Origin of the sequence: Streptomyces sp. NPDC005496, from assembly GCF_042872045.1 — a bacterium.
In the GTDB taxonomy this organism is placed as follows: Bacteria; Actinomycetota; Actinomycetes; order Streptomycetales; family Streptomycetaceae; genus Streptomyces.
In genome coordinates this window covers 408,568-430,572 of sequence record NZ_JBIAJQ010000001.1, presented here as the reverse complement: position 1 = coordinate 430,572, position 22,005 = coordinate 408,568, and the positions used below count along the sequence as shown (strand labels likewise).

18 protein-coding genes are annotated in these 22,005 nt (G+C 71.3%); 8 read left to right on the top strand and 10 right to left on the bottom strand.

What is annotated here, in order from left to right; genetic code table 11:
• Nucleotides 1–10: 10 nt before the first annotated feature.
• Together ACFYQQ_RS02090 and dnaK are read left to right on the top strand one after the other, a co-directional pair.
• On the top strand, nt 11–439 hold the full coding sequence (locus ACFYQQ_RS02090) for an OsmC family peroxiredoxin (RefSeq protein WP_355794099.1): 429 nt from the start codon (nt 11–13) through the stop codon (nt 437–439).
• 138 nt (nt 440–577) lie between these two features.
• On the top strand, nt 578–2,470 hold the full coding sequence (gene dnaK, locus ACFYQQ_RS02085; RefSeq protein ID WP_355782524.1) for a molecular chaperone DnaK: 1,893 nt from the start codon (nt 578–580) through the stop codon (nt 2,468–2,470).
• A gap of 25 nt (nt 2,471–2,495) precedes the next feature.
• Here the strand turns inward: dnaK and ACFYQQ_RS02080 are convergent, their stop codons facing one another.
• Together ACFYQQ_RS02080 and ACFYQQ_RS02075 are read right to left on the bottom strand one after the other, a co-directional pair.
• On the bottom strand, nt 2,496–3,359 hold the full coding sequence (locus ACFYQQ_RS02080) for a helix-turn-helix transcriptional regulator (RefSeq protein WP_355782521.1): 864 nt from the start codon (nt 3,357–3,359) through the stop codon (nt 2,496–2,498).
• 108 nt (nt 3,360–3,467) lie between these two features.
• Nucleotides 3,468–4,298 carry a helix-turn-helix transcriptional regulator gene (locus ACFYQQ_RS02075; RefSeq protein ID WP_355782518.1) on the bottom strand — a complete coding sequence of 277 codons (831 nt, stop codon included), beginning with the start codon at nt 4,296–4,298 and terminating at the stop codon, nt 3,468–3,470.
• 183 nt (nt 4,299–4,481) lie between these two features.
• Between ACFYQQ_RS02075 and ACFYQQ_RS02070 the strand changes: the two genes are divergently transcribed.
• Nucleotides 4,482–4,787 carry a 4a-hydroxytetrahydrobiopterin dehydratase gene (locus ACFYQQ_RS02070; protein ID WP_355782515.1) on the top strand — a complete coding sequence of 102 codons (306 nt, stop codon included), beginning with the start codon at nt 4,482–4,484 and terminating at the stop codon, nt 4,785–4,787.
• A gap of 42 nt (nt 4,788–4,829) precedes the next feature.
• On the opposite strand, the gene ACFYQQ_RS02065 is transcribed toward ACFYQQ_RS02070, so the two are convergent.
• Nucleotides 4,830–5,297: a hypothetical protein gene (locus tag ACFYQQ_RS02065; RefSeq protein ID WP_355782512.1), complete on the bottom strand. Its 468-nt coding sequence runs from the start codon at nt 5,295–5,297 to the stop codon at nt 4,830–4,832.
• On the bottom strand, nt 5,294–5,746 hold the full coding sequence (locus tag ACFYQQ_RS02060) for a hypothetical protein (protein ID WP_356175013.1): 453 nt from the start codon (nt 5,744–5,746) through the stop codon (nt 5,294–5,296). The genes ACFYQQ_RS02065 and ACFYQQ_RS02060 overlap by 4 nt, the downstream gene beginning before the upstream one ends.
• A 171-nt stretch (nt 5,747–5,917) precedes the next feature.
• Between ACFYQQ_RS02060 and ACFYQQ_RS02055 the strand changes: the two genes are divergently transcribed.
• Both ACFYQQ_RS02055 and ACFYQQ_RS02050 read left to right on the top strand, forming a co-directional pair.
• On the top strand, nt 5,918–6,892 hold the full coding sequence (locus ACFYQQ_RS02055; RefSeq protein WP_356174983.1) for a YafY family protein: 975 nt from the start codon (nt 5,918–5,920) through the stop codon (nt 6,890–6,892).
• Nucleotides 6,893–7,212: 320 nt separating this feature from the next.
• Nucleotides 7,213–7,833, top strand: coding sequence for a hypothetical protein (locus ACFYQQ_RS02050; protein WP_356174986.1), 621 nt, complete (start codon nt 7,213–7,215; stop codon nt 7,831–7,833).
• Between the two features lie 87 nt (nt 7,834–7,920).
• On the opposite strand, the gene ACFYQQ_RS02045 is transcribed toward ACFYQQ_RS02050, so the two are convergent.
• The 3 genes from ACFYQQ_RS02045 to ACFYQQ_RS02035 all read right to left on the bottom strand — a co-directional run bounded on the left by ACFYQQ_RS02045 (nt 7,921) and on the right by ACFYQQ_RS02035 (nt 14,194).
• Nucleotides 7,921–8,115, bottom strand: a complete 195-nt coding sequence (locus ACFYQQ_RS02045; RefSeq protein WP_355780777.1) for a hypothetical protein — start codon at nt 8,113–8,115, stop codon at nt 7,921–7,923.
• A 372-nt stretch (nt 8,116–8,487) separates the two neighbouring features.
• Nucleotides 8,488–11,136: a cellulose binding domain-containing protein gene (locus tag ACFYQQ_RS02040; protein ID WP_356174992.1), complete on the bottom strand. Its 2,649-nt coding sequence runs from the start codon at nt 11,134–11,136 to the stop codon at nt 8,488–8,490.
• 142 nt (nt 11,137–11,278) lie between these two features.
• Entirely contained in the window at nt 11,279–14,194 is a 2,916-nt protein-coding gene (locus tag ACFYQQ_RS02035; protein WP_388902937.1) for a glycoside hydrolase family 48 protein, read from the bottom strand.
• A gap of 253 nt (nt 14,195–14,447) precedes the next feature.
• Between ACFYQQ_RS02035 and ACFYQQ_RS02030 the strand changes: the two genes are divergently transcribed.
• From ACFYQQ_RS02030 to ACFYQQ_RS02020, 3 genes are all read left to right on the top strand, one after another.
• A complete protein-coding gene (locus tag ACFYQQ_RS02030) occupies nt 14,448–15,923 on the top strand; it encodes a cellulose binding domain-containing protein (RefSeq protein ID WP_355787894.1) in 1,476 nt (491 codons plus the stop codon).
• 10 nt (nt 15,924–15,933) lie between these two features.
• Nucleotides 15,934–17,643: a glycoside hydrolase family 6 protein gene (locus ACFYQQ_RS02025; protein WP_355787896.1), complete on the top strand. Its 1,710-nt coding sequence runs from the start codon at nt 15,934–15,936 to the stop codon at nt 17,641–17,643.
• Between the two features lie 187 nt (nt 17,644–17,830).
• Nucleotides 17,831–18,742 carry a class I SAM-dependent methyltransferase gene (locus tag ACFYQQ_RS02020; RefSeq protein WP_388902933.1) on the top strand — a complete coding sequence of 304 codons (912 nt, stop codon included), beginning with the start codon at nt 17,831–17,833 and terminating at the stop codon, nt 18,740–18,742.
• Nucleotides 18,743–18,895: 153 nt separating this feature from the next.
• Here the strand turns inward: ACFYQQ_RS02020 and ACFYQQ_RS02015 are convergent, their stop codons facing one another.
• The 3 genes from ACFYQQ_RS02015 to ACFYQQ_RS02005 form a co-directional block, all read right to left on the bottom strand.
• Nucleotides 18,896–19,687, bottom strand: a complete 792-nt coding sequence (locus tag ACFYQQ_RS02015; protein ID WP_388903380.1) for an aldo/keto reductase — start codon at nt 19,685–19,687, stop codon at nt 18,896–18,898.
• A 236-nt stretch (nt 19,688–19,923) separates the two neighbouring features.
• A complete protein-coding gene (locus tag ACFYQQ_RS02010) occupies nt 19,924–20,610 on the bottom strand; it encodes a response regulator (RefSeq protein ID WP_388902930.1) in 687 nt (228 codons plus the stop codon).
• A 38-nt stretch (nt 20,611–20,648) separates the two neighbouring features.
• On the bottom strand, nt 20,649–21,887 hold the full coding sequence (locus ACFYQQ_RS02005) for a sensor histidine kinase (RefSeq protein WP_356175005.1): 1,239 nt from the start codon (nt 21,885–21,887) through the stop codon (nt 20,649–20,651).
• Between the last annotated feature and the right edge of the window lie 118 nt (nt 21,888–22,005).

Here is a 22,005-nt window from a genome sequence, read left to right as displayed (position 1 = left end):
AGGACTCATCGTGGCAACCACGCGCTCCGCCCACACTGTGTGGGAAGGCAACCTGTTCAAGGGCAACGGCGTCGTCACCTTCGACTCCTCCGGCAGCATCGGTGAGCAGCCGGTGTCGTGGGCGTCGCGCGCCGAGGAGGCGAACGGCAAGACCAGCCCGGAGGAGCTGATCGCGGCCGCCCACTCCAGCTGCTTCTCGATGGCCTTCTCGAACATCCTCGACAAGGCCGGCACGCCGCCGACCAAGCTGGTCACCTCCGCCGACGTGACCTTCCAGCCCGGCGAGGGCATCACCGGCATCCACCTCAGCGTCGAGGGCACGGTGCCGGGGATCGACGAGCAGGCCTTCGCCGCCGCCGCCGAGGACGCCAAGGTCAACTGCCCGGTCAGCCAGGCCCTCACCGGCACGACGATCACCCTGTCGGCCAAGCTCACCTGATCCCGCGCACGCACGACGGCGATGCCGCGCCCCTCGCGAGGGGCGCGGCATCGCCGTTTTCCCGGCACGCGGCATTGACAGACGCGCACTCAAGTTTTGTGCTGGAGGCGGGTAGCGGCCGGTCGGAAGGGGACGGACATGGCACGTGCGGTCGGGATCGATCTCGGTACGACGAACTCGGTGGTGGCCGTCCTGGAGGGCGGTGATGCCACCGTCGTCGCCAACGCCGAGGGTGCGCGCACCACCCCCAGCGTGGTGGCCTTCGCGAAGAACGGCGAGGTCCTCGTCGGTGAGGTGGCCAAACGGCAGGCCGTCACGAACGTGGAGCGGACCGCGCGTTCGGTCAAGCGCCACATGGGCGACACCGCCTGGCGCTTCCCCGACCGGGGCGACGTCGACGGCACCCGCTACCGCGCGCAGGAACTCTCCGCGCGGGTCCTGCAGAAGCTGAAGCGGGACGCGGAGTCCTACCTCGGCGAGGACGTCGCGGAAGCCGTGATCACCGTGCCCGCCTACTTCGACGACGCCCAGCGCCAGGCGACCAAGGAGGCCGGCGAGATCGCGGGCCTCACCGTGCTGCGGATCATCAACGAACCGACGGCCGCCGCCCTCGCGTACGGGCTCGACCGGGGCGAGGAGCAGACCGTCCTCGTCTTCGACCTGGGCGGCGGCACCTTCGACGTCTCGCTCCTGGAGATCGGGGACGGCGTCATCGAGGTCAAGGCCACCAACGGCGACACCCAGCTGGGCGGTGACGACTGGGACCAGCGGATCGTCGAACACCTCGTCAAGGGCTTCAAGGGCGCGTACGGCGTCGATCTCGGGCAGGACAAGATGGCGCTGCAACGCCTGCGCGAGGGCGCGGAGAAGGCCAAGATCGAGCTGTCCAGCTCCTTGGAGACGACGATCTCCCTGCCGTACATCACGGCCTCCGCGGAGGGACCGCTGCACCTGGACGAGAAGCTGACGCGGGCCCGCTTCCAGGAACTGACCGCCGACCTGCTCGACCGCTGCCGGACCCCCTTCCACCAGGCCGTGAAGGACGCCGGTGTGAAGCTGTCCGCCGTCGACCACGTCATCCTGGTCGGCGGCTCCACGCGGATGCCCGCCGTGACCGACCTGGTGAGGGAACTCACCGGCAGGGACCCGCACAAGGGCGTCAACCCCGACGAGGTCGTGGCCGTCGGCGCGGCCCTGCAGGCGGGCGTCATCCGCGGTGACGTCAAGGACGTCCTGCTGCTCGACGTCACCCCGCTGTCCCTCGGGATCGAGACCAAGGGCGGCATCATGACCAAGCTGATCGAGCGCAACACCACCATTCCCACGCGGCGTTCGGAGATCTTCACGACGGCCGTCGACAACCAGCCCTCGGTCGGCATCCAGGTCTTCCAGGGCGAGCGGGAGATCGCGGCCTACAACAAGAAGCTGGGCGTGTTCGACCTGACGGGGCTGCCGCCCGCGCCCCGCGGCGTCCCGCAGATCGAGGTCGCCTTCGACATCGACGCCGACGGCATCATGCACGTCTCCGCCAAGGACCTCGCCACGGGCCGCGAGCAGAAGATGACGGTGACGGGCGGCTCGGCGCTGCCCAAGGACGACATCGACCGCATGATGCGCGAGGCCGAGCAGTACGCCGACGAGGACCGCAGGCGCCGCGAGGCAGCCGAGACCCGCAACCAGGCCGAGCAACTCGTCTACCAGACCGAGAAGTTCCTCCGCGAGAACGAGGAGCGCGTACCCGCCGACACCAGGACGGAGGTCGGTTCGGCGATCACCGGACTCAAGGCCCTCCTCGACGACCCCGCCGACACCGCCGCCCTGCGGGCCGGCATCGAGAAGCTGGCCGCCGTCAGCCAGCGGATGGGCCAGGCCATGTACGAGCAGGCCAGGCAGTCGCCCCCGCAGGAGCCGCGAGCCGACGGGTCCGCACCGGCGGACGAGGAGGGCGTGGTGGACGCCGAGATCGTCGACGACGACCGCGGCGACCGCAGCGGCCGGGACGGCAAGGACGGCGGTCCGGGCACGGGCTGAGCGCCTGCCGAGCGGCCGGGCGGGCTCAGAAGTTCTCGCGGTACTCCCGCAGGAGCGACTTGGTCCGCTCGGCGGAGGCCGCCCGCGCCGACATGTGGTCCAGCACCTCCAGGTGCAGGGCGACCTCCTGGCGCGAGTCGAGATACAGGGCGCCGGTCAGGTACTCGCTGTAGACCATGTCGGGCAACTCCGGTTCCGCGAAACGGAACAGCGTGAACGACGTGTACGTCCCCGGGTGCGGGCCGTCCGCGTACTCGGCGATCTGGAGCGTGACGTCGTCGTTCTCGGTCGCCTCCAGCAGCCGGTCGATCTGGTCGCGCATGACCTGCGCGCGCGTGCTCACCGGGCGCCGCAGCACCGTCTCGTCCATGATCACCCAGAAGCGGGGCGGCTGTTCGCGGGTGAGCAGCTTCTGCCGGGTCATGCGCAGCGTGACATGCCGCTCGACCGCCGCGGGGTCCCTCTGTCCGACGGTCCCCGCCTCCATCACGGCGCGCGCGTACTCCTCGGTCTGGAGCAGCCCCGGCACGAAGTGCGGCTCGTAGGACCGGATCATCCGGGCGGCGCCCTCCAGGCTGATGTGCATGCTGAACCAGTCCGGCAGCACGTCGTGGAACCGCTGCCACCAGCCCGCCTGGTTCGCCTCCTCGGTCAGCGCGACGAACGCCGCGACCTCGTCGTCGGGCACCCCGTAGGTCGACAACAGCACCTGGACGTACGGGATCTTGAGCGCGACCTCCGCCATCTCCATGCGCCGCACCGTCGCCGGGGCCACGCGCAGCACGCGCGCCGCTTCCTCGCGCCGCAGGCCCGCGGCCTCCCGCAACTCCTGGAGCCGCCGCCCCAGGATCACCTGCCCCACGGTGGGCGCCGCCCGCCGCTCACTCACGCCACGCCTCCCCACGCGCCGAAGTACCCGGGCAGTGTGTCATGTTCCCCCGGAACACTCACGGGTGCGTACGCATCGCACCTGTCACACACGTGGACCGACGGAGCGTCAGAAATGCATCTCGTGAAGGTACTTGGCGGTGGCCGGGTCGGCCGGGAGGAACGTCTCGATGGCCAGCTCGGCGACGGTCACGTCCATCGGGGTGTTGAACGTCGAGATGGACGAGATGAACGACAGCACCCGCCCCTCGTGCTCGATCCGCATCGGCAGCGCGAAGTGGGCGACCGGCTCGGCGCTCTCGTCATCGGCCGCCCGCTCCGGCACCGGGTGGGCCGCCACCTCCTCGTACAGCGCGCGCAGCGCGTCCGAGCGGTGCAGGGCGATCTGGCGCTCCATCTGCGCGAGCAGATGGCCCCGCCACTCGCGAAGGTTCCGGATGCGGGGAGCCAGCCCTTGCGGGTGCAGGGTGAGCCGCATCGCGTTCAGCGGGGGTTCGAGGAGGAAGCCGGGAACGCCGTCGAGCAGCATGGTGATGCCGCGGTTGGCGGCGAGGACGGTGTACGTGGCGTCGACCACGAGCGCCGGATACGGCTCGTAACCCTGGATCAGGCGCTCCATGCCCTGGCGCAACGCGTCCATCGCCGGGTCGCCGAGCGGGGTCTCCGGGTAGTGCGGCGCGTAACCGGCCGCCAGCAGAAGGGCGTTGCGCTCGCGGACGGGGACGTCGAGGTGCTCCGCGAGACGCAGGACCATCTCCTCGCTGGGGCGCGAGCGGCCGGTCTCGACGAAGCTGATGTGGCGGGCCGAGGAGCCCGCCCGGAGCGCCAGCTCCAGCTGGCTCACCCGCCGCTGCTCCCGCCAGCCGCGCAGCAGGGGGCCGACGCCCTTGCCGGGAGGAGCGGTCGGGAGCGGGACGGCACCGGAGGCGACTCGGGTCATGGGAGGACCGTAACCGAGGGCGGGGCGGGGTGGCGGAGGCGGCTGTGCGGTTCCGGGGCCGGCGGGGCCGGATGCCTGGGGTGCCTGGCGTGTCCGGGCGGCCGGGACCGGGTCCGGACCGGCTCCCTGTGGCACGCTGGCCGCAGCCCGTGCGCACCCCCGCCGTGAGGAAGGACCCAGGTCATGGCCGTCGAGCCGCTGTCGCAGCAGGAGATCGAGGACCGTCTGGCGGGGCTGCCGGGCTGGTCGCTGGAGGGGGATCGGATCGCCCGCTCCTACCGGCTCGGTTCGCACTTCGCGGCGACCGCGATGGTCGTGCACATCGCGCAGGTGCAGGAGGAGCTCGACCATCACTCGGACCTCACCCTCGGCTACAACACCGTCTCCCTCACCGTGAACACGCACAGCGTCGGCGGCGCGGTCACGGCGCTCGACTTCGATCTCGCCCTCAGGGTGGAGGCGCTGGCCGCCGCCCACGGCGCACGCTGAGCGGCGGCACGGCTCCCGCCCCGGTGTCCCGTCGCCGCTCGCCTAGGGAACTGCTCGCGGGGCGAAGTCCATGACCCAGTTGGTCAGCCAGGTCTCTTCGTGGTCGACGGAGAAGGCCTGCTCCCAGCGGGCCGTGGTGGGCGAGATGCCCGACCACAGGTACCGCACACGTACGTCCCTGCCGTCGTGCGTGTCGTCCCCGTGGAACGTGCCCAGGCCCTCGGTGAACCCGCCGACCACCGGCGGGAACAGCCGGCCGCTTCGGCTGGACGACCAGTGCAGCGACCATTGCCCGCTCTCCGGCTCGAAGAGCCGCAGTGTGAGCCCGGTCCAGCCCTGGTCCGGCACCTTCATCTCGTCGATGTTCGCGGCCCCGCCGAACAGGCTCCAGCAGCGGCCCATTGCCCGGAACTCCTCCCAGTCGCTGCCGGGGTCGAGGAAGTCGGTGCGCCGGCGGTGGGCGACGTCCCACGTGCCGTGCAGGAAGTCGAAGTCGTGCGGGCTGCTCATCGGCGGTCTCCCGTGGTGCCCTCGGGGAGCGAGTCCGCCAGGTAGGCGCCGAGGTCGGGGGAGCCGGGCGCCAGTACGTGCCGCACCCACGCGTCGCGCTCGTGCAGGACCGGCGGCAGCTCCCACACGCAGCCGATCCAGGGGCGTTCCAGGGTGACGAAGTGCGCCGGGTCGCGGTCGGGGCAGCCGAGCACCGGCTGGCCGGCCGCCGCCCCGCGGAAGTGCAGGACGTTGTCCCACACCCAGCTGTACGCGTTGAGGTACGCGCCGTCGTCACCGCCCCGGTGCAGCACGACGAACGTCGCGGGCGGGGTGCCGTCCGCCTCCGGGAGCAGCCGCGGCAGCATCGCGTACGCCGCGCGCCGCACGTCGGGCGCGATGCCCGCCGGGTCGGCGGTGACGTGGTAGCGCTTGATCCACCGCCCGGCCACCTCGACCGGGGGCAGCACGGTCAGCAGTTTCTCGGAGAAATTCGCGGTGGCCGTCGGGGCGGGCGTGTGCGCGGGAACGGGCACGGCGGGGGCGGTCGGGCTGTCGCTGGATGTCATGGGGCGAAGCTAGGACGCCTTCCCTGACACCTCCTGTCAGTGGAGCCCGTACGGATCTGGGATTCTTCACGGGTGAAGTCAGCGCGCCTCGTGTCGATCCTGCTCCTGCTCCAGACCCGGGGGCGGATGACTGCGGCCGAACTCGCCGAGCGGCTGGAGGTCTCGGTGCGCACCGTCTACCGGGACGTGGAGGCGCTGCACGCCGCCGGTGTCCCGCTCTACGGGGACGCGGGTCACGCGGGCGGCTACCGGGTCCTCGACGGCTACCGCACCCGCCTCACGGGCCTCAACGCCGACGAGGCCGAGGCCCTCTTCCTGGCGGGCGTTCCGGGCCCCGCCGCCGAACTGGGCCTCGGCTCGGTCCTGGCCGCCGCCCAGCTGAAGGTGCGGGCCGCTCTGCCGCCGGAGCTGCGCGAGCACGCCGACCGGGTCGGGGGCCGCTTCCACCTGGACGCGCCCGGCTGGTACGCCGACGGCGACGCGACCCCTTACCTGCCGGCCGTCGCCGACGCGGTGTGGAACAGCCGGGTCCTGCACGTCCGCTACCGGCGCTGGCGCGCGCCCACCGACGTGGAGCGGCGCCTGGAACCGTACGGCCTGGTCCTGAAGGCCGGCCGCTGGTACGTGGTCGCCGGACCCGGACCGCGGACGTTCCGCGTCGACCAGATCCTCGAACTGACCTCGTCGGAGGAGGAGTTCACCCGTCCCGAGGACTTCGACCTGGCGGCCTACTGGACGGCGTACCAGCGGGACTTCCACCAAAGGCTGCGCCAGGGAGAGGCGGTGGTCCGGCTGGCACCGGGCGCCGCAGCCCGGCTGTCCGGCCCGGCGGCCCGCGCGGTCGAGGTCAACGGCCGCCCTGAGCAGGGCGGTTGGGTGCGCGCTGTCGTCCCCGTCGAGTCCGTCGAGCGGGCCCACGACGAGTTCCTAGGCCTCGGCACGGACATCGAGGTGCTGGAGCCGGCGGAGCTGCGTGACCGTATCGCGCACACCGTCCGCGTACTGGCCGCCCGGTACGGCAACTCCGCTCTCGCCGGGGGCGACTGAGGGGAACAGAACCCCTCTGTTCCCCTCTGGAGGAACCAACGTGAGGCACCCGCAACCGCACTGCACGCACAGACGCGCGGTCTCCCGCACCCGCGTTGACCGCAGCCGTCTGCGGCGCGCTCGGCGCCGCCGGACTCACCACCCTCACCGCGCCGCCGCTGACCGCCCGCCAGGTGGAGAGGCTCGCCCCGCGGCCTGGTCAGCGTCCACACCCTCGCGTCGTGGTCGACCGCAGTTCCCGAAACACCTGGCGCTTTCAGCACAACCATGTCCGGTCTTCACGAGTCCTCCATTCGTCGTTCAACTTCTCAGGGGGGAATGTGCACATCCGATTCCGAGCCGCAGTCGTCCTGGCTGCGATGCTCCTCCCGCTCGTCTCCGCTTGCGGCGACAGTGACCAGGGCACAGCCGAACGTGCCGGCAGCCAGACGAAGGCCGACAGCAGTGGTGGAGGCACGAAGACCGACGACGAGAAGGATGCGGCGGACGAGCCGACCGAAGACGACAAGCCCGACACCGAACTCGCCGTCGGCGACACGTTCCGCTACACCGACGGGGTCAAGGTCACCGTCGACCGCATCGCCAAGGTCACCGCTTTCGGCGAATTCGATGACCGGCCGGACGCCGACGAGACCGCGTTCCGCGTCACGTGGACCGTCGAGAACGGCACGAGCAAGCCCGTCGACCTCGACTCGTGGGGCTTCAACCCCCAAGGTGCCACCACCGGCGGGGAGACCAAGTTCATCTACGTCGAGAAGGGGTCCAAGCAGATGGCCGGCCGCCTCGCCCCGAGTCGCTCCGGCACCTACACCGGCGAGTACTCGCTGCCCAAGGCCGACGGCAAGGAAGTCGTCGTCGAGGTGGCCCGCATGGACGACGCGTGGATGAAGAGCGACGACGCCTTCGGCGACGAGCCGAACTGGACCGGCACCATCAAATAGCCTGCACACTGGCCCAGTTGCCCCTCCGGCGCCGGTGGTCCCCGTACCGTCGGTGCCGGAGAGGCCGCGGGGGCGTCGTGCGGCCGGTCACGCGAACACGTAGTACTCGGCGAGGCAGATGCGGGAAGCGTCGTACGTGGTCAGCGACCCCTGGTAGCGCGTCGACCGCCGCCGCATCGCCGCACCCCACAACAGGCCCGCCGCCGCGACGACCAGCCCGGGCAGAACGTCGCCCGACACCGCCAGCGCGATCCCCACGACGACCGCGACGAGGGCCACCATGGGCTGCCCTTTCGGCGCGTCCGGAGGCGCGTACCGCCGCCGGTTCGGCGACTCCGCCGGAAGATCCTCCCAATACCCGCGCAGCCGCCGCACGTTCGGCGACTGGCACTTCGGACACACCACCGCGACCTCCAGAGTCTCGCACCGGGTTGGCGGCAGCCTGACCAGCGGTCCGGCGGGCAGCAAGGTCTACCGACGGGTCTGTGAGGAGGGCCACAAACCAGGTGTGGCAAGAGCCCCGCCCGTCACGGGCGAGGCTCCCGAGTAGCCCTGTGACTACGTGCCGGAAGGCTTTGGGAATGGGTCCGATCCGGCCCTCCGTGAGCGTCACGCCCACCTGGAGCCCGCCCACGGGGTGGTGGTCCCCCCGGATCAGCCCACCCCGCACACCCCCTCTCCCACCCGGAACGACGTCGGTTTCGTGTTCGTGGTGGACCAGGTCCCCGTGAAGCCGAGGCTCACCGCGGCGCCCGGGGCCACGCGGGCGTTCCAGGGGAGGTTCCTCGCCGTGACCGCCGGGCCGGACCGGGCCGGGTCGGCGTTCCACATCTGGGTGATCCGCTGGCCGTCCGGGAAGGTCCAGCCGAGCGACCAGCCGTTCCAGGCGGTGGTACCCGTGTTGGCGAGCGTCACGTCGGCCTGGAAACCGCCCGCCCACTGGTTGGTGACGCGATACGTCACCGTGCAGTCGGCCGCCGGTTCCGGACCGGGGCCGCCACCGTCCCCCGTACCGGCGACGTCCCCGTAGACGATCCCCCGCCCGTTCGTCGACACGTACACCCGCCCGTACACCCGCGGGTCGCCGGTGATGGCGGCTCCGGTCCAGCCCCACTGGTGGGCGTCGTCGTTGACGCGGGTCCAGCTCGCGCCCTTGTCCGTGGAGCGGAAGACACCGCGCACGCCGCCGATCTTCGCGCTCGTGTACAGCGTCTGGTACGAGGCGTCCGGCGCCGCCTTCCCGAAGCCGATCGCGTCGGCCTCATCCACCCCGGCCAGCCTGGTGAACGTGCCGCCGCCGTCGGTCGAGTGCCACAGGCCGTACGGGCCGTCACTCGCGCCGCCCGCCAGCCAGATGTCCCCCTTCGTGCCGGGGAGCGCCTTGAAGCGCACGCTGTCACCGGCGGGCAGACCGGTCGCGGACGAGGCGGTGAACGTGGCGCCGCCGTCCGAACTCACGTAGAAACGGCCCGACTTGAAGCCGTAGAACGTCTTCGGGTCCACCCGGTCCGACTCGACGACCGCGCCCGCCGGGATGCCGCTCGACGCGGACCAGGAGGTGCCGAACCCGGTCGTGTACCGCACCCCGGTGCCCTGCGGGCTCCACACGAAGCGGCTGCCGTCGGCGGCCGCCGCGACCGTCCCGCCGCCGCTCACCCCCGAAGGGTCCGTGCCCGCGGACCAGTGGGCGCCGTTGTCCGTGGAGAACGCCACGTGCGGTCCGGAGTCCAGGTCACCGACGCGCACCACCGTCCCCGGGTCGGTCTCCGCGTAGTCCAGGCTCGTGGTCGTCGTGAAGTTCGGCGAGGTGTACATCATCGGCGGCACCTTGCCGAGGTCCGTGTGCCGGAAGCCCCCGATGTCGCCGAGCGCGCTGAACAGCCGGGCCTCGCCGGACGGGGGAGCGGCGAGGTCGTTGACCGCGGTCTCCTCCAGTCCCCGGACCATCGGAGTGATCGTGAACTTCTCCCCGTGGTCCCAGTCGGTCAGGTCCTCGGTGCCGTAGACCGTGGCACCGGTGCCGTACATCATCCGGTCGGAGTCGAAGGGGTCGATCTCCAGCGACTCGGTCATCCAGCCGAGTTTCGGGGCCTGTTCGGGCGGGGCGGGACTGGCGCCCCAGGAGAGCCAGGGCGCGGACGAGACGTCCATCGTGTAGCGGTTCGAGCGCTCCGGGTAGGCGGTGTATTCCCAGGCCTTCGTCCAGGTGCCGCCGCGGTCCGTGGAGCGGAAGATCTGCGTGTCCGGCCACCAGGAGCTGTACGCCGTGGCCATCACCGTGCCGGGGTGCTGCCGGTCGACGGTCAGCCCGCTGAAGCCGTAGTACGTGTCGGCCTCCGCCACCGGACTGATGTCCGTCCACGTCCCCGTCCCGGTGGCGTACCGCCACAGCCGCCCCTTGCCGCCGTCGTACGGGCCGCCCGTGTCGCTGTAGGCGAGGTAGAGGTAGCCGTTCCCGGCGTCGAGGACGCCCTTGTGGGCGAGGTACCCGGTGGGCTGCCCCGGCAGGCGCGACCAGGTGGCGCCGCCGTCCGTCGAGCGGTACACCGCGTTGTCCTTGTCGGCGACCCCGACGTACACGGACTGCGTGGTGTGCCCGGCCGACCCCGTGGACTCGTCGAAGGTGACCCACACGATGCCCTGGTTGTCGCTGGCGTAGCCGCTCGTGTCGGCCGGGTCCTGGACGTAGGTGCCGGCGTTCGGGAAGTCCGCGACCTGGGACCAGCTCACCCCCGAGTCCGTCGACCGCCACAGGCCCTTGCCGCTGGGCGCCCCCAGGTACAGCACGCTGTTGCGGTTGGGGTCCACGGCGAGGCGCTCGCCCATCCCGCGGCCGGGCATGTTGCCGCCGAGCTTGAAGGGGAGGTCCGCCTTCCGCCAGCTCGCCCCGCGGTCGGCGGAGCGCAGGACGGCGCCGTTCCCCGGGTCCCAGCCGTTGGTGTACGTGCCGACCGCCGCGTACACCCGGTCCGGGTCGACGGGGTCGGAGGCGAGGCTGACGACTCCGGTGTGCCCCCAGTCGTCCCAGCCGACCGAGTCGAGCAGTGGTGTCCAGGTCTTCGACGACTGCACCCACCGGTAGGCGCCGCCGATGTCGGTGCGGGCGTAGGCGAGGTTCTTCTCGGAGCGGTTGAAGACGATGCCGGGGACGAAGCCGCCGCCGTCGACGCGGGCGTTCTTCCAGGTGTAGGTGTCGGCGGCGGCCGTCCGCGCCGGGGCCTCGGCCGCCATGGCCGGCGGACTGCCGGCCGGCAGACCGGCGGCCAGGGCCAGTACGGCCGTGAGGATGCGGGTTCTTCGCACGGTGAGGTCCTCCCCGGGGGACGAGGGACGTGGAAAGACGCGAAGGCCGGGCGGTCCCTCGGTGCGGCGAGGGACCCGCCCGGCCCTGGCCCCGCCGGCCGTGGGACGGGCGGCGGGACCTCGGTACGCGGAGCGAGCGGGGCTATTCGAGGAGCTCCGCGTACGAGCCCATGGCGAGTGCGATGTCCGCCTGGGCCCAGAACCGGTGGTACGTGAAGACGGGGGCGGCGCCGCCCGCGAGATAGCTCTCGATCTTCGACCAGGCCGGGTCGTTCTTGTAGAACGACCTGATCGAGGCGAAGGTCGACGAGGAGTTGACCGTGTCGCCGTTCGGCATCTTGCCGGTCCAGCCGCTCGGGACGTACACGCCGTCGTCGAAGCGGTTGTAGTCGGCGCGGGTCTCCGGGACGGCCACACCGAGGGCGTCCTGGTCGTGCTCCCACATGCCGTCGAGCAGGGCCTTCGCCGTCGTCTTCGCCTCGGTGTCACCGGACCGGTCGGCGTAGTACGTCAGGGTCTTGGCGTAGGCGGCCGCCACTCCGACGTCGTTCGTGTAGTCGGCGACGGTGACGTGCAGCCCGCTGTTGGCGCCCGGGCTGGACGCGCTCCAGGTGTCGGGCTTGCCGGACCACTTCAGCGTGGACGGGACCTGGAAGGTGCCGTCCGGGTTGACGGTCGTCTCGGACAGGGCCCAGTCGACCCACTTGTCGAGCACGGCCTTGGCGTCCGCGTCACCCGTCTGCTGGTAGTACTCGGCGACGCGTTCCATGGACCACGCCTGGAAGCCGAACCACTGGTTGGACGGCGGGTCGTGGTACACGGGCTTCTCGTCGTAGTACATGCCGTAGAAGGTGGGCGTCCCGGTCGGCGGGGTGGCGTACCGGCCGCCCCAGCTGTTGGTCGCGCCGCCCGCGATGGCGCCCTCGTCCGACTGCAGCCAGCGGTAGAACTCCAGCTGCCGGTCGAGCGACTTGGCCCAGTCCGCCTGCCCGGTCGCCGACTTGGGCTTCAGGTCGGCGTTCGAGCTGAGGGCGTAGGCGGCCAGGGGGTTCTGGTAGCCGCCGTGGGTGTGGCTGGAACCGATGCGCCAGGCCCAGCCCGCCGAGGTGTCGGTGGCGCCGCCCCAGGCGTAGTACCAGGACATCAGGTAGTGCGAGGCGTCCTTGCCGGTGCCGGCCGGGCACGCCGACGGCCCCACGCAGTTGCCGATCTTCTTGAAGTACTTGTCGTACATGGAGTAGCGCAGGTAGTCGCCCATCTTGGCGGCCTTGCCGACGGTCGCCGACACCTCGCCGCTCTTGCCCTGCTCCTTGGCCCAGACGTCGGCCCAGTAGGCCGCCTGCACGGCGCGTGCGTCGGCGTCGGGTGCGTTGGTGAACTTCCACTGCTTGGCGTAGGAGGCGTCCCCGGTGAACAGGTCCAGATAGCCGTTGGGGCCGCCGTACTTGAACGCGTCGCAGGTCGGCTGCGGGATCGTCTCGAAGACGGACTCCTGCGGTCCGCGCTGGAAGGTGTTGATGTACGAGGGTCCGGTGGCCGTGGGGCCCGCCTCGCACTTGCCGGGTTCGTTGCCGTAGCCGTAGACGTTGTCGACGTCCTGGAGCCAGTGCATGCCGTAGATGTCGTCCGTGCCGTACGCGCTCTTCAGCTCGCCGGCGATCGGGTCCGAACCGACCGGGACTCCGCTGTCGAGCTTGGCCGGGTACTCGTTCGGAGTGTCGTGCTCGGGGGCGTACGTCGCCGGCTTGGACGCGTTGTAGAAGGAGTTCGTCGGCTGGTCGGCGTGCGTGGGGATCATGTACTTCTCCATGATCGTCCACGCGGCGTTGAACTTGGACCAGTCGCCCGTGACCTTGCCGTACATGGCCTGCAGCCAGATCAGGTAGCTGTACGCCTCCGACGTCGTCTCGTGCCCGTGGTCCGGAGCCTCGACGATCAGCGTCTCGACCGAGTGGTAGGGGATGCCCTCGGGGGAGAAGTAGCCGTTCGCCGGATCGGTGATCTTGCCGTACAGCTCGAGGAACCGGGCGTCGTACTCCTTGGCCGCGGCCAGCTGTGTCACGGTGACCGTCGCCTTGGTGTGGCCGGTCGCGGACGCCGTGAAGGTCGCCGAACCGGTGCCCGAGGAGTCGGCGGTGACGGTCACCTTCTGCGCCGTGTTCCAGTTGGACGGCGTGAAGGTGAGCGAGGAGCCGCCCGTCACGGACAGACCCGTGTTCCCGTCGGTACGGGCCACGGAGACCGTGACGTTCGCATTCGGCTGCGTCGACAGCTTCACGTCGAACGTCCCGGACTTGCCCTGCTGGACACCGAGTTGGGCCGGCGAGGCGACGACGGCGGGCCCGGAGGCCACGGTGATGCCGACCGGCGTGGAGTCCGCCGAGGCGCCGAGACTGTCGTACGCCTTCGCGACCAGGGAGTGGCTGCCGGCCGTCAGCGAGCTGGTGGAGAGCGTGTACGGGGAGCTGGTGTCCGTGCCCAGCAGGGTCGTGTCGTCGTAGAACTCGACCCTGCTGACGGTGGCGTTGTCCGCCGCCGCGGCGGTGGCGGCCAGCGGGACCGGGTCGCCCTGTGTGTAGACGGCGCCCGCGGTGGGGGACGTCAGCACGGTGACCGGCGGCCGGTGCGCGCCGGCGCAGGTCGTGCCGTTCACGGCGAAGGAGGCGGGCGCGGTGTTGGTGCCGCTGTACGTGAACTGCGCGCCGGTGGTGACGGCGGCCCCGGCGGCGATCGTCCCGTTCCAGGAGGCGTTCTTCGCGGTGACCGTCTTGCCGGACTGCGACCAGGTGCCGTTCCAGCCGTTGGTGAGGGACTGGTTTCCGGTGTAGGCGTACGTCAGGGTCCAGCCGCTGATGGCGTCGGAGCCGCGGTTGGTGATCGTCAGATCCGCCGTGAAGCCGGAGCCCCAGTCGTTGGTCTTGTAGTCGACGCTGCACTGAACCGCCGCCGCCTGTGCGGTGGTCGTGCCGGTGCCGAGCATCGTGAGCGGCAGTGCCAGGGCCGCCGCGACGGCGGTCCACATCCGCCGCGCGGTGCGGCGTGCGGGTCTGGAGTGCATGTGCTGGTTCCTCCTTGCGGCTCGGAGAAGTGGGGGAGGAGCAACAAGCCTTGAACCAGTGGGAGCGCTCCCATGATGGGGAGGGGGGTGTGGGGGGTCAAGGTGCTTGAAGAGTCGAAATGATTCGATTGATCGACAGTGCGACCCCTCTGTTCTTCGCCGTGACTTGCCGCTACCTTCTTCGGCACCAGTGGGAGCGGTTCCATCAGTCGACGCGTCGAACACGACGCGCCCGAACTGCAAGGAGTCGCTCATGCGACACCCCCCGCGTTTGGCACTCTCAGTGGCCGGCATCGCGGTCGCCCTTGCCGGGACCGCGATCGCGCCGGTCGTCACGGCTTCAGGAGCCGCACCCGCGTGCACGGTGGAGTACTCCGTCACCAGCCAGTGGGACACCGGCTTCCAGGGTGCCGTGCGCATCACCAACAACAGCGCAGCGGTGAGCGGTTGGAGCCTCACCTTCGAACTCCCCGACGGTCGGAAGGTCAGCCAGGGCTGGAACGCCAAGTGGTCCCAGACCGGCTCGACCGTCACCGCGGCCAACGAGAGCTGGAACGGCTCGCTGGCCACGGGCGCCGAGGTCGGCGCCGGCTTCATCGCCTCCTCCACGGGAGGCGCCCCGACACCGACCGCGTTCCGGCTCAACGGCACGCTGTGCAACACGGACGCGGAGCCGTCACCGACTCCGTCGCCCACGCAGCCGCCGCCCTCCGGCGCGCCGCCCGCGCTGCACGTCGACGGCGACAAGCTCGTCGACACCGACGGCCGCACCCGCAGGCTGCTCGGCGTCAACCGCTCCGGCGGCGAGTTCATGTGCGTGCAGGGCCGTGGCATCTTCGACGGCCCGGTCGACGACGCGTCGGTGAAGGCGATCGCCGACTGGAAGGCGAACACGGTCCGCATTCCCCTCAACGAGGAGTGCTGGCTGGGACTTTCGAACATCGACCCCCGCTACGGAGGAGGTGACTACGTCGCCGCGGTCCGGGACCTCGTGTCCAGGATCGAGGCGCACGGCATGACACCGGTGCTCGAACTGCACTGGACGTACGGGCAGTACACCGGCAACTCGGCGGGCTGCTCGGACGTGCACGCCAGCTGCCAGAAACCGATGCCGGACGCCCGGTACGGACCCGCTTTCTGGGCGTCCGTCGCGAGCGCGTTCAAGGACGACCCGGCGGCGGCGTTCGACCTGTTCAACGAGCCCTACCCGGACCGCGCGACGTCCACCGCCGCCCAGGCGTGGACCTGCTGGCGGGACGGCGGGACCTGCCCCGGCATCGGCTACGAGGTCGCCGGCATGCAGGACCTGGTCGACGCCGTCCGCGGCACCGGCGCCAGGAACCTGATCCTGGCGGGCGGGCTCGCGTACTCGAACGACCTGAGCCAGTGGCTGACGTACCGGCCCAGCGACCCGGCGGGCAATCTCGCCGCGGCCTGGCACGTCTACAACTTCAACTCCTGCGCCACCGAGAGCTGCTGGAACTCCACACTCGCCCCCGTCGCCGAGCGGGTCCCGCTCGTGGCGGGCGAGATCGGCGAGAACACCTGCGCCCACTCCTTCGTCGACCGTGTCATGGCCTGGTTCGACGCTCGGAACCTCTCCTACCTGGGCTGGACCTGGAACACCTGGGACTGCTCCTCCGGCCCCTCCCTCATCTCCGACTACGACGGGACACCCACGTCCTACGGCACCGGGCTGCGCGACCACCTGCGCTCCCTCAACGGATAGGAACCCGCACATGAGCCGTACAAGAACAGCCCTCCTGGCGGCACTCGCCCTGGTCGCCGGCGGTTCGGGCACCGCCCTCGCGGCCGTCCCCGGCGACATCGGCCCCGCCGCCGTCCCCTGCACCGTCGACTACAAGGTGCAGAACCAGTGGGACTCCGGCTTCACCGCCGCCGTGACGGTGACCAACCACAGCGCCGCCAAGTCGTCCTGGGCGGTGAAGTGGTCGTACGCCGGCAACCAGAAGGTCACCTCGGGCTGGAACGCGAAGCTCAGCCAGAGCGGCACGGCCGTCACCGCCGCCAACGAGAGCTACAACGGCACGCTGGCCAACGGCGGTTCGGTCAGCTTCGGCTTCAACGCCTCGTACAGCGGCAGCAACGCGCTGCCCGCCACGTTCACCCTCGACGGCGTCACCTGCAACGTGGACGGCGGGGGCGGCACGGATCCGGACCCCGATCCCGAGCCGTCCGGACGCGCCGACAACCCGTACGCCGGTGCCAAGGTGTACGTGAACCCGGAGTGGGCGGCGAAGGCCGCCGCCGAGCCCGGGGGCAGCCGCATCGCCAACCAGCCGACCGGCGTCTGGCTCGACCGGATCGCCGCCATCGAGGGGGCCGGCGGCGGCATGGGGCTGCGGGACCACCTCGACGAGGCACTGAAGCAGAAGGGCTCCGGCGAGCTGGTCGTCCAGCTGGTCATCTACAACCTGCCCGGCCGGGACTGCGCCGCCCTCGCCTCCAACGGCGAACTCGGCCCGACGGAGATCGACAAGTACAGGACGCAGTACATCGACCCGATCGCGGCGATCCTCAAGGACAGCAAGTACGCGGGACTGCGGATCGTCACCACCGTCGAGATCGACTCGCTGCCCAACCTGGTCACGAACGTCACGCCGCGGGCCACCGCCACCCCCAACTGCGACACCATGAAGGCGAACGGCAACTACATCAAGGGCGTCGGCTACGCGCTGAACAAGCTCGGTGACGTGCCCAACGTCTACAACTACGTGGACGCCGGACACCACGGCTGGCTCGGCTGGGACGACAACTTCGGTCCCTCCGCCGACCTCTTCAAGCAGGCCGCCACCGCCGAGGGCGCCACGGTCGCCGACGTGCACGGCTTCATCGTCAACACCGCCAACTACAGCGCCCTGAAGGAGGACCACTTCACGGTCAACGACACCGTCAACGGCGCCTCGGTCCGCACCTCGAAGTGGATCGACTGGAACCGCTACGTGGACGAGCTGTCGTACGCCCAGGCCATGCGCAACCAGCTGGTCTCGATCGGCTTCGACTCCAAGCTCGGCATGCTGATCGACACCTCCCGCAACGGCTGGGGCGGCACGGCACGGCCCACCGGACCCGGCGCCCTGACCAACGTCGACACCTACGTCAACGGCGGCCGCTACGACCGGCGCATCCACCTCGGCAACTGGTGCAACCAGGCGGGTGCGGGCCTCGGTGAACGGCCGCAGGCGGCACCGGCGGCCGGGATCGACGCCTACGTGTGGATGAAGCCCCCGGGGGAGTCGGACGGTTCCAGCACCGCCATCGACAACGACGAGGGCAAGGGCTTCGACCGGATGTGCGACCCGACGTACACCGGCAACCCGCGGAACAACAACAACATGTCCGGCGCGCTGCCGAACGCCCCGCTGTCGGGCCACTGGTTCTCGGCACAGTTCCAGGAGCTCATGAAGAACGCCTACCCGGCGCTGTAGTCACCGGGTGAACGGGTCCGCCAGGAGCCGGCCGCGTGTGTCACGCGGGCCCCGGCCCCTGGCGGACCGCAGTCGTCCCGTCGCCGCTCGGTCCGACGCGACAGGTGCCGCCTCGTTCGCACCCTCTTGTTTGCCGTTCGCGCAACACGACTGGCCGTTTCCGGGAGGGGTGGAGCACGCTGTCCGCATGCCGAACGAGAGGCTCGCAGACATGGCGCACGCTCACCACCACGCCGGACCGTCCGGCCACGACCACACCGTCACGGACTTCGCCCAGATGCTGCCCCTGCTGGAGCAGGAGGCGGAACTCTTCACGCCCCTCTACACGAGCGCCGCGGCCTGGCTGCGGGAGCTGGAGCCGGAACCCGGGCTCGTCGTGGACGCGGGCAGCGGCCCCGGAGTCGTCTCGTGCCTGCTCGCCGAGACCTTCCCGCGGGCGCGTGTCGTGGCCGTCGACGCAGCGCAGGCGCTCCTCGACCGCGCCGCCGACCGCGCCGCCGACCGGGGCCTGACCGACCGCTTCAGCACCCTGAAGGCCGACCTCGCCGACGGGCTGGGCGACCTGGAGTACCCGGCGGACCTCCTGTGGGCGAGCAGGTCCCTGCACCACGTGGGCGACCAGCGGGCCGCCCTCGCCGGGTTCGCGCGGAGCCTCGCGCCCGGCGGCACGCTCGCCCTGCTGGAGGGCGGCCTCGCCCCGCGCTTCCTGCCGCGCGCCATCGGCATCGGCCGCCCGGGGCTCCAGTCCCGGCTGGACGCCGTGCAGGAGCACTGGTTCGAGGAGATGCGCGCGGATCTGCCCGGCGCCGTGTCCGAGACGGAGGACTGGCCCGCCCTGCTGACCGCTGTGGGCCTGCGGCACGTGGCGACGCGCACGTTCCTGCTCGACCTTCCCGCACCGCTGTCCGAGCAGGGCCGCGCCTTCGTCGTCACCTCGCTGACCCGCCGTCGCGAGGGCCTCGCCGACGGTCTCGGCGCCGAGGACCTGGCGACCCTCGACCGGCTCCTCGACCCGGACGACAAGGCGAGCGTGCACCACCGCCCGGACGTGTTCCTGCTGACGGCGCAGACCGTCCACGTCGGGGTGAAGGCGGAGTAGCCAGCACCGGACGCCTTGGCACCGGGCGCGTCCCGTGCCCCGACAGCGCGGCGGGCGGGCGCCCCGGTGGTGAAGCCGGGGCGCCCGCCCGAATGTGTTCCGCCGACGGGGCGCCGGGTGCGTGTCCCGGCGGCCGTCAGGACGTGCCGTGTCTCAGACGACGTCGAAGGAGGCCGGGTCGGGGCCGATGCGGCGGCTCTCGTCGAGCGCGCTGATCGCCGCCATGTCCTCGGCGTCCAGCTCGAAGTCGAAGACCTCGATGTTCTCCCGGATCCGCGACGGCGTCACGGACTTGGGGATCACCACGTTGCCGAGCTGGAGGTGCCAGCGCAGCACGACCTGGGCCGGCGTGCGCTCGTGCTTGCGGGCGATGGCGACGATCGCCGGGACCTCCAGCAGGCCCTTGCCCTGGCCGAGCGGGGACCAGGCCTCCGTGGCGATGCCGTGCTGGGAGTGGTACGCGCGGGACTCGCCCTGCTGGAGGTGCGGGTGCAGCTCGATCTGGTTGACCGCCGGGACGACGGACGTCTCGGCGATCAGCTTGTCCAGGTGCTCCGGAAGGAAGTTGGAGACACCGATGGCCTTGGCGCGGCCGTCCGCGTGGATCTTCTCGAACGCCTTGTACGTGTCGACGTAGGTGCCCCGGGAGGGCAGCGGCCAGTGGATCAGGTACAGGTCCACGTAGTCGAGGCCGAGCTTCTCCAGGGACGTGTCGAAGGCACGCAGGGTGGAGTCGTACCCCTGGTCGCTGTTCCAGAGCTTGGTGGTGACGAAGAGGTCCGCACGCGGGACGCCGGCCGAGGCGATCGCCTTGCCCGTGCCCTCCTCGTTGCCGTAGATCGCCGCGGTGTCGATGCTGCGGTACCCGGCCTCCAGCGCCGTGGTGACGGCCCGCTCCGCCTCGTCGTCCGGGACCTGCCAGACGCCGAAGCCCAGCTGCGGCATCTCGACGCCGTTGTTCAGGATGATCGGGGGGACCTTGCTCACGAGCTCTCGATCCTTCAGTTCGTCGGGTGGTACTCCCATCGTCAACGATCACAGCGCGTGATGCATTCCTGAGCGCCCAAAACGCTCGGGGATGAGCGATGAGAACCGGATATTGGCCGGAAATGGCCCCGAAGTGCGGGGACGCGGCCCGTGACCGGCCCGGCACGCCCGTCGGCGGACGCGTCCGGGGCCGCTCAGCCGGGGTCGGCCGGGCGGGCCGCACGGGGTGCGACCAGCCCGCAGTCGTACGCGAGGACCACGGCCTGCACCCGGTCCCGCAGCCCGAACTTCTCCAGGATGTGCGCGACATGGCTCTTCACGGTCGTCTCCCCGATCCCGAGGTCCCCGCCGATCTCCGCGTTCGACAGCCCCCGGGCCAGGGCGCGCAGCACGTCCAGCTCGCGCGCCGTCAGCAAGTCGAGCCGCGGCGGCACCGCGGGCGCCGTGTCGGAGGGCATGGCGGCGAAGCGGTCCAGGAGCCGGCGGGTGACGCGGGGAGCGAGCACGGCGTCGCCGGTGGCCACCGTACGGATCGACTCCACCAGGGAGTCCGCCGGCCCGTCCTTCACCAGGAAGCCGCTCGCCCCGGCCCGCAGCGCGTCCACGACGTGGGCGTCCAGGTCGAAGGTGGTGAGGATGATGACGTGGGTGGACGGGTTGCTCCGGACGATGAGGTCGGTGGCCTCCACCCCGTCCATGTGCGGCATCCGGATGTCCATGAGGACGACGTCGGGTGAGTGCCGCGCGGTCTCGGCGACGGCCTCCCGGCCGTCGGCCGCCTCAGCGACGACCTCGATGTCCCCCTCGGCCTCCAGGATGAGCCGGAAACCCGTCCGGATCATGGGCTGGTCGTCGGCCAGCAGAACGGTGATGGGACGCATACGGTTCGGTTCCTCCGTCGGGGTGCCGCGGTGCGGGATCACCGCAGGTCGAGTACGGCGTGCACGCAGAAGCCGCCACCGGGCCGCAGCCCGGTGTGCAGGGTGCCGCCCACGGCGGCGATCCGCTCCCGCATGCCGACCAGTCCGTGCCCGGTGCCGTGCGCGCTCGCCGCGGGGACCCGGACGGGCGGCGAGGCGTCGGTCCGGCCGTCGTCGCAGATCCGCAGACTGAGCCGCCGCGGCCCGTCCTCCCAGGCGAGACGCACCCGGGCGCGGGTGGAACCGGCGTGCTTCAGGGTGTTCGTCAGCGCTTCCTGCACGACCCGGTAGGCCGTCAGATGGGTACCGGCCGGCAGGGGGACCGCCGAACCCGTCACCCCGAAGTCGACGTCCAGACCGGCGGCGCGCACCGACTCGATCAGGGCGGGGAGCGCGTCGACGGTCGGCTGCGGCGGCTCCTTCGAGGGATCGGCCCCGGCCTCCTCGTCGGTGCGCAGCACGTCCAGCAGGCGGCGCAGCTCCGTGACGGTGGCGCGGCCGGTCTGCTCGACCGCCGCGTGCAGCTCGTGCGCCTTCGCCGGGGTCCGGTCCTGCACCCGGTCCGCGGCGATCGTCTGCACGACCATGAGGCTCACGTTGTGGGCGACGATGTCGTGCAGCTCGCGGGCGATGCGGGCCCGCTCGTGCATCACCGCCGCCCGGGCGTTGGCGGCCTGCTCCCGCTCCAGCGCGGCCGCGCGCTCCACCGCCTCGTCCCGGATCGCGGCCCGCGCCCGCGCCAGGCGGCCCAGTGCCCAGGCGGCCAGCAGGAGCACGGCCACGGTCAGGAACGCGGTGATCCGGTGCCCCGCCGGCGCGAGCAGCGCCTCCAGCAGGGCGTCGAGCGGGATGAACACCGCCGCCACCAGGGTGGTGACCCGGGGCCCGCGGCGCGCGGCGGTGAGGAACACGGCCGTCGCGACGGCCAGGTACGTGGGCCCGATCGACGTGCCGTCCGGCCCCGCGAGATGAGGCACGTACTCCAGCGCCTGGAGCGTGGTCGCCGCCGACGCCGTGACCAGCAGACTCGCCAGGGGCAGTCTGCGGTGCACGGTGAACGGCAGCGCCGTCAGCAGCACGAGGACGAACCACCAGGCGTCCGGCGACCGCAGCTGGGGACCGTCCGCGGGGATCACCGCGGGCAGCGCGAGACAGCCGCCCGCCGCCAGGACGGCCAGCCCCGTGTCGGCCAGCGCGGCCTGTAGGCCCCCTCCGGCCGGGGAGCTCATCGCTTTCATGCCTCAACCCTAGAGCGGCGCCCGTCCCGGACCGCCGTACCCAGGGTGGAGCCGCCCCCGCCCCCGTCCTCCCTGCCGTCCCCTCCTCAAGGAGGAGACGGCCCCCGCCGGCCGGGGC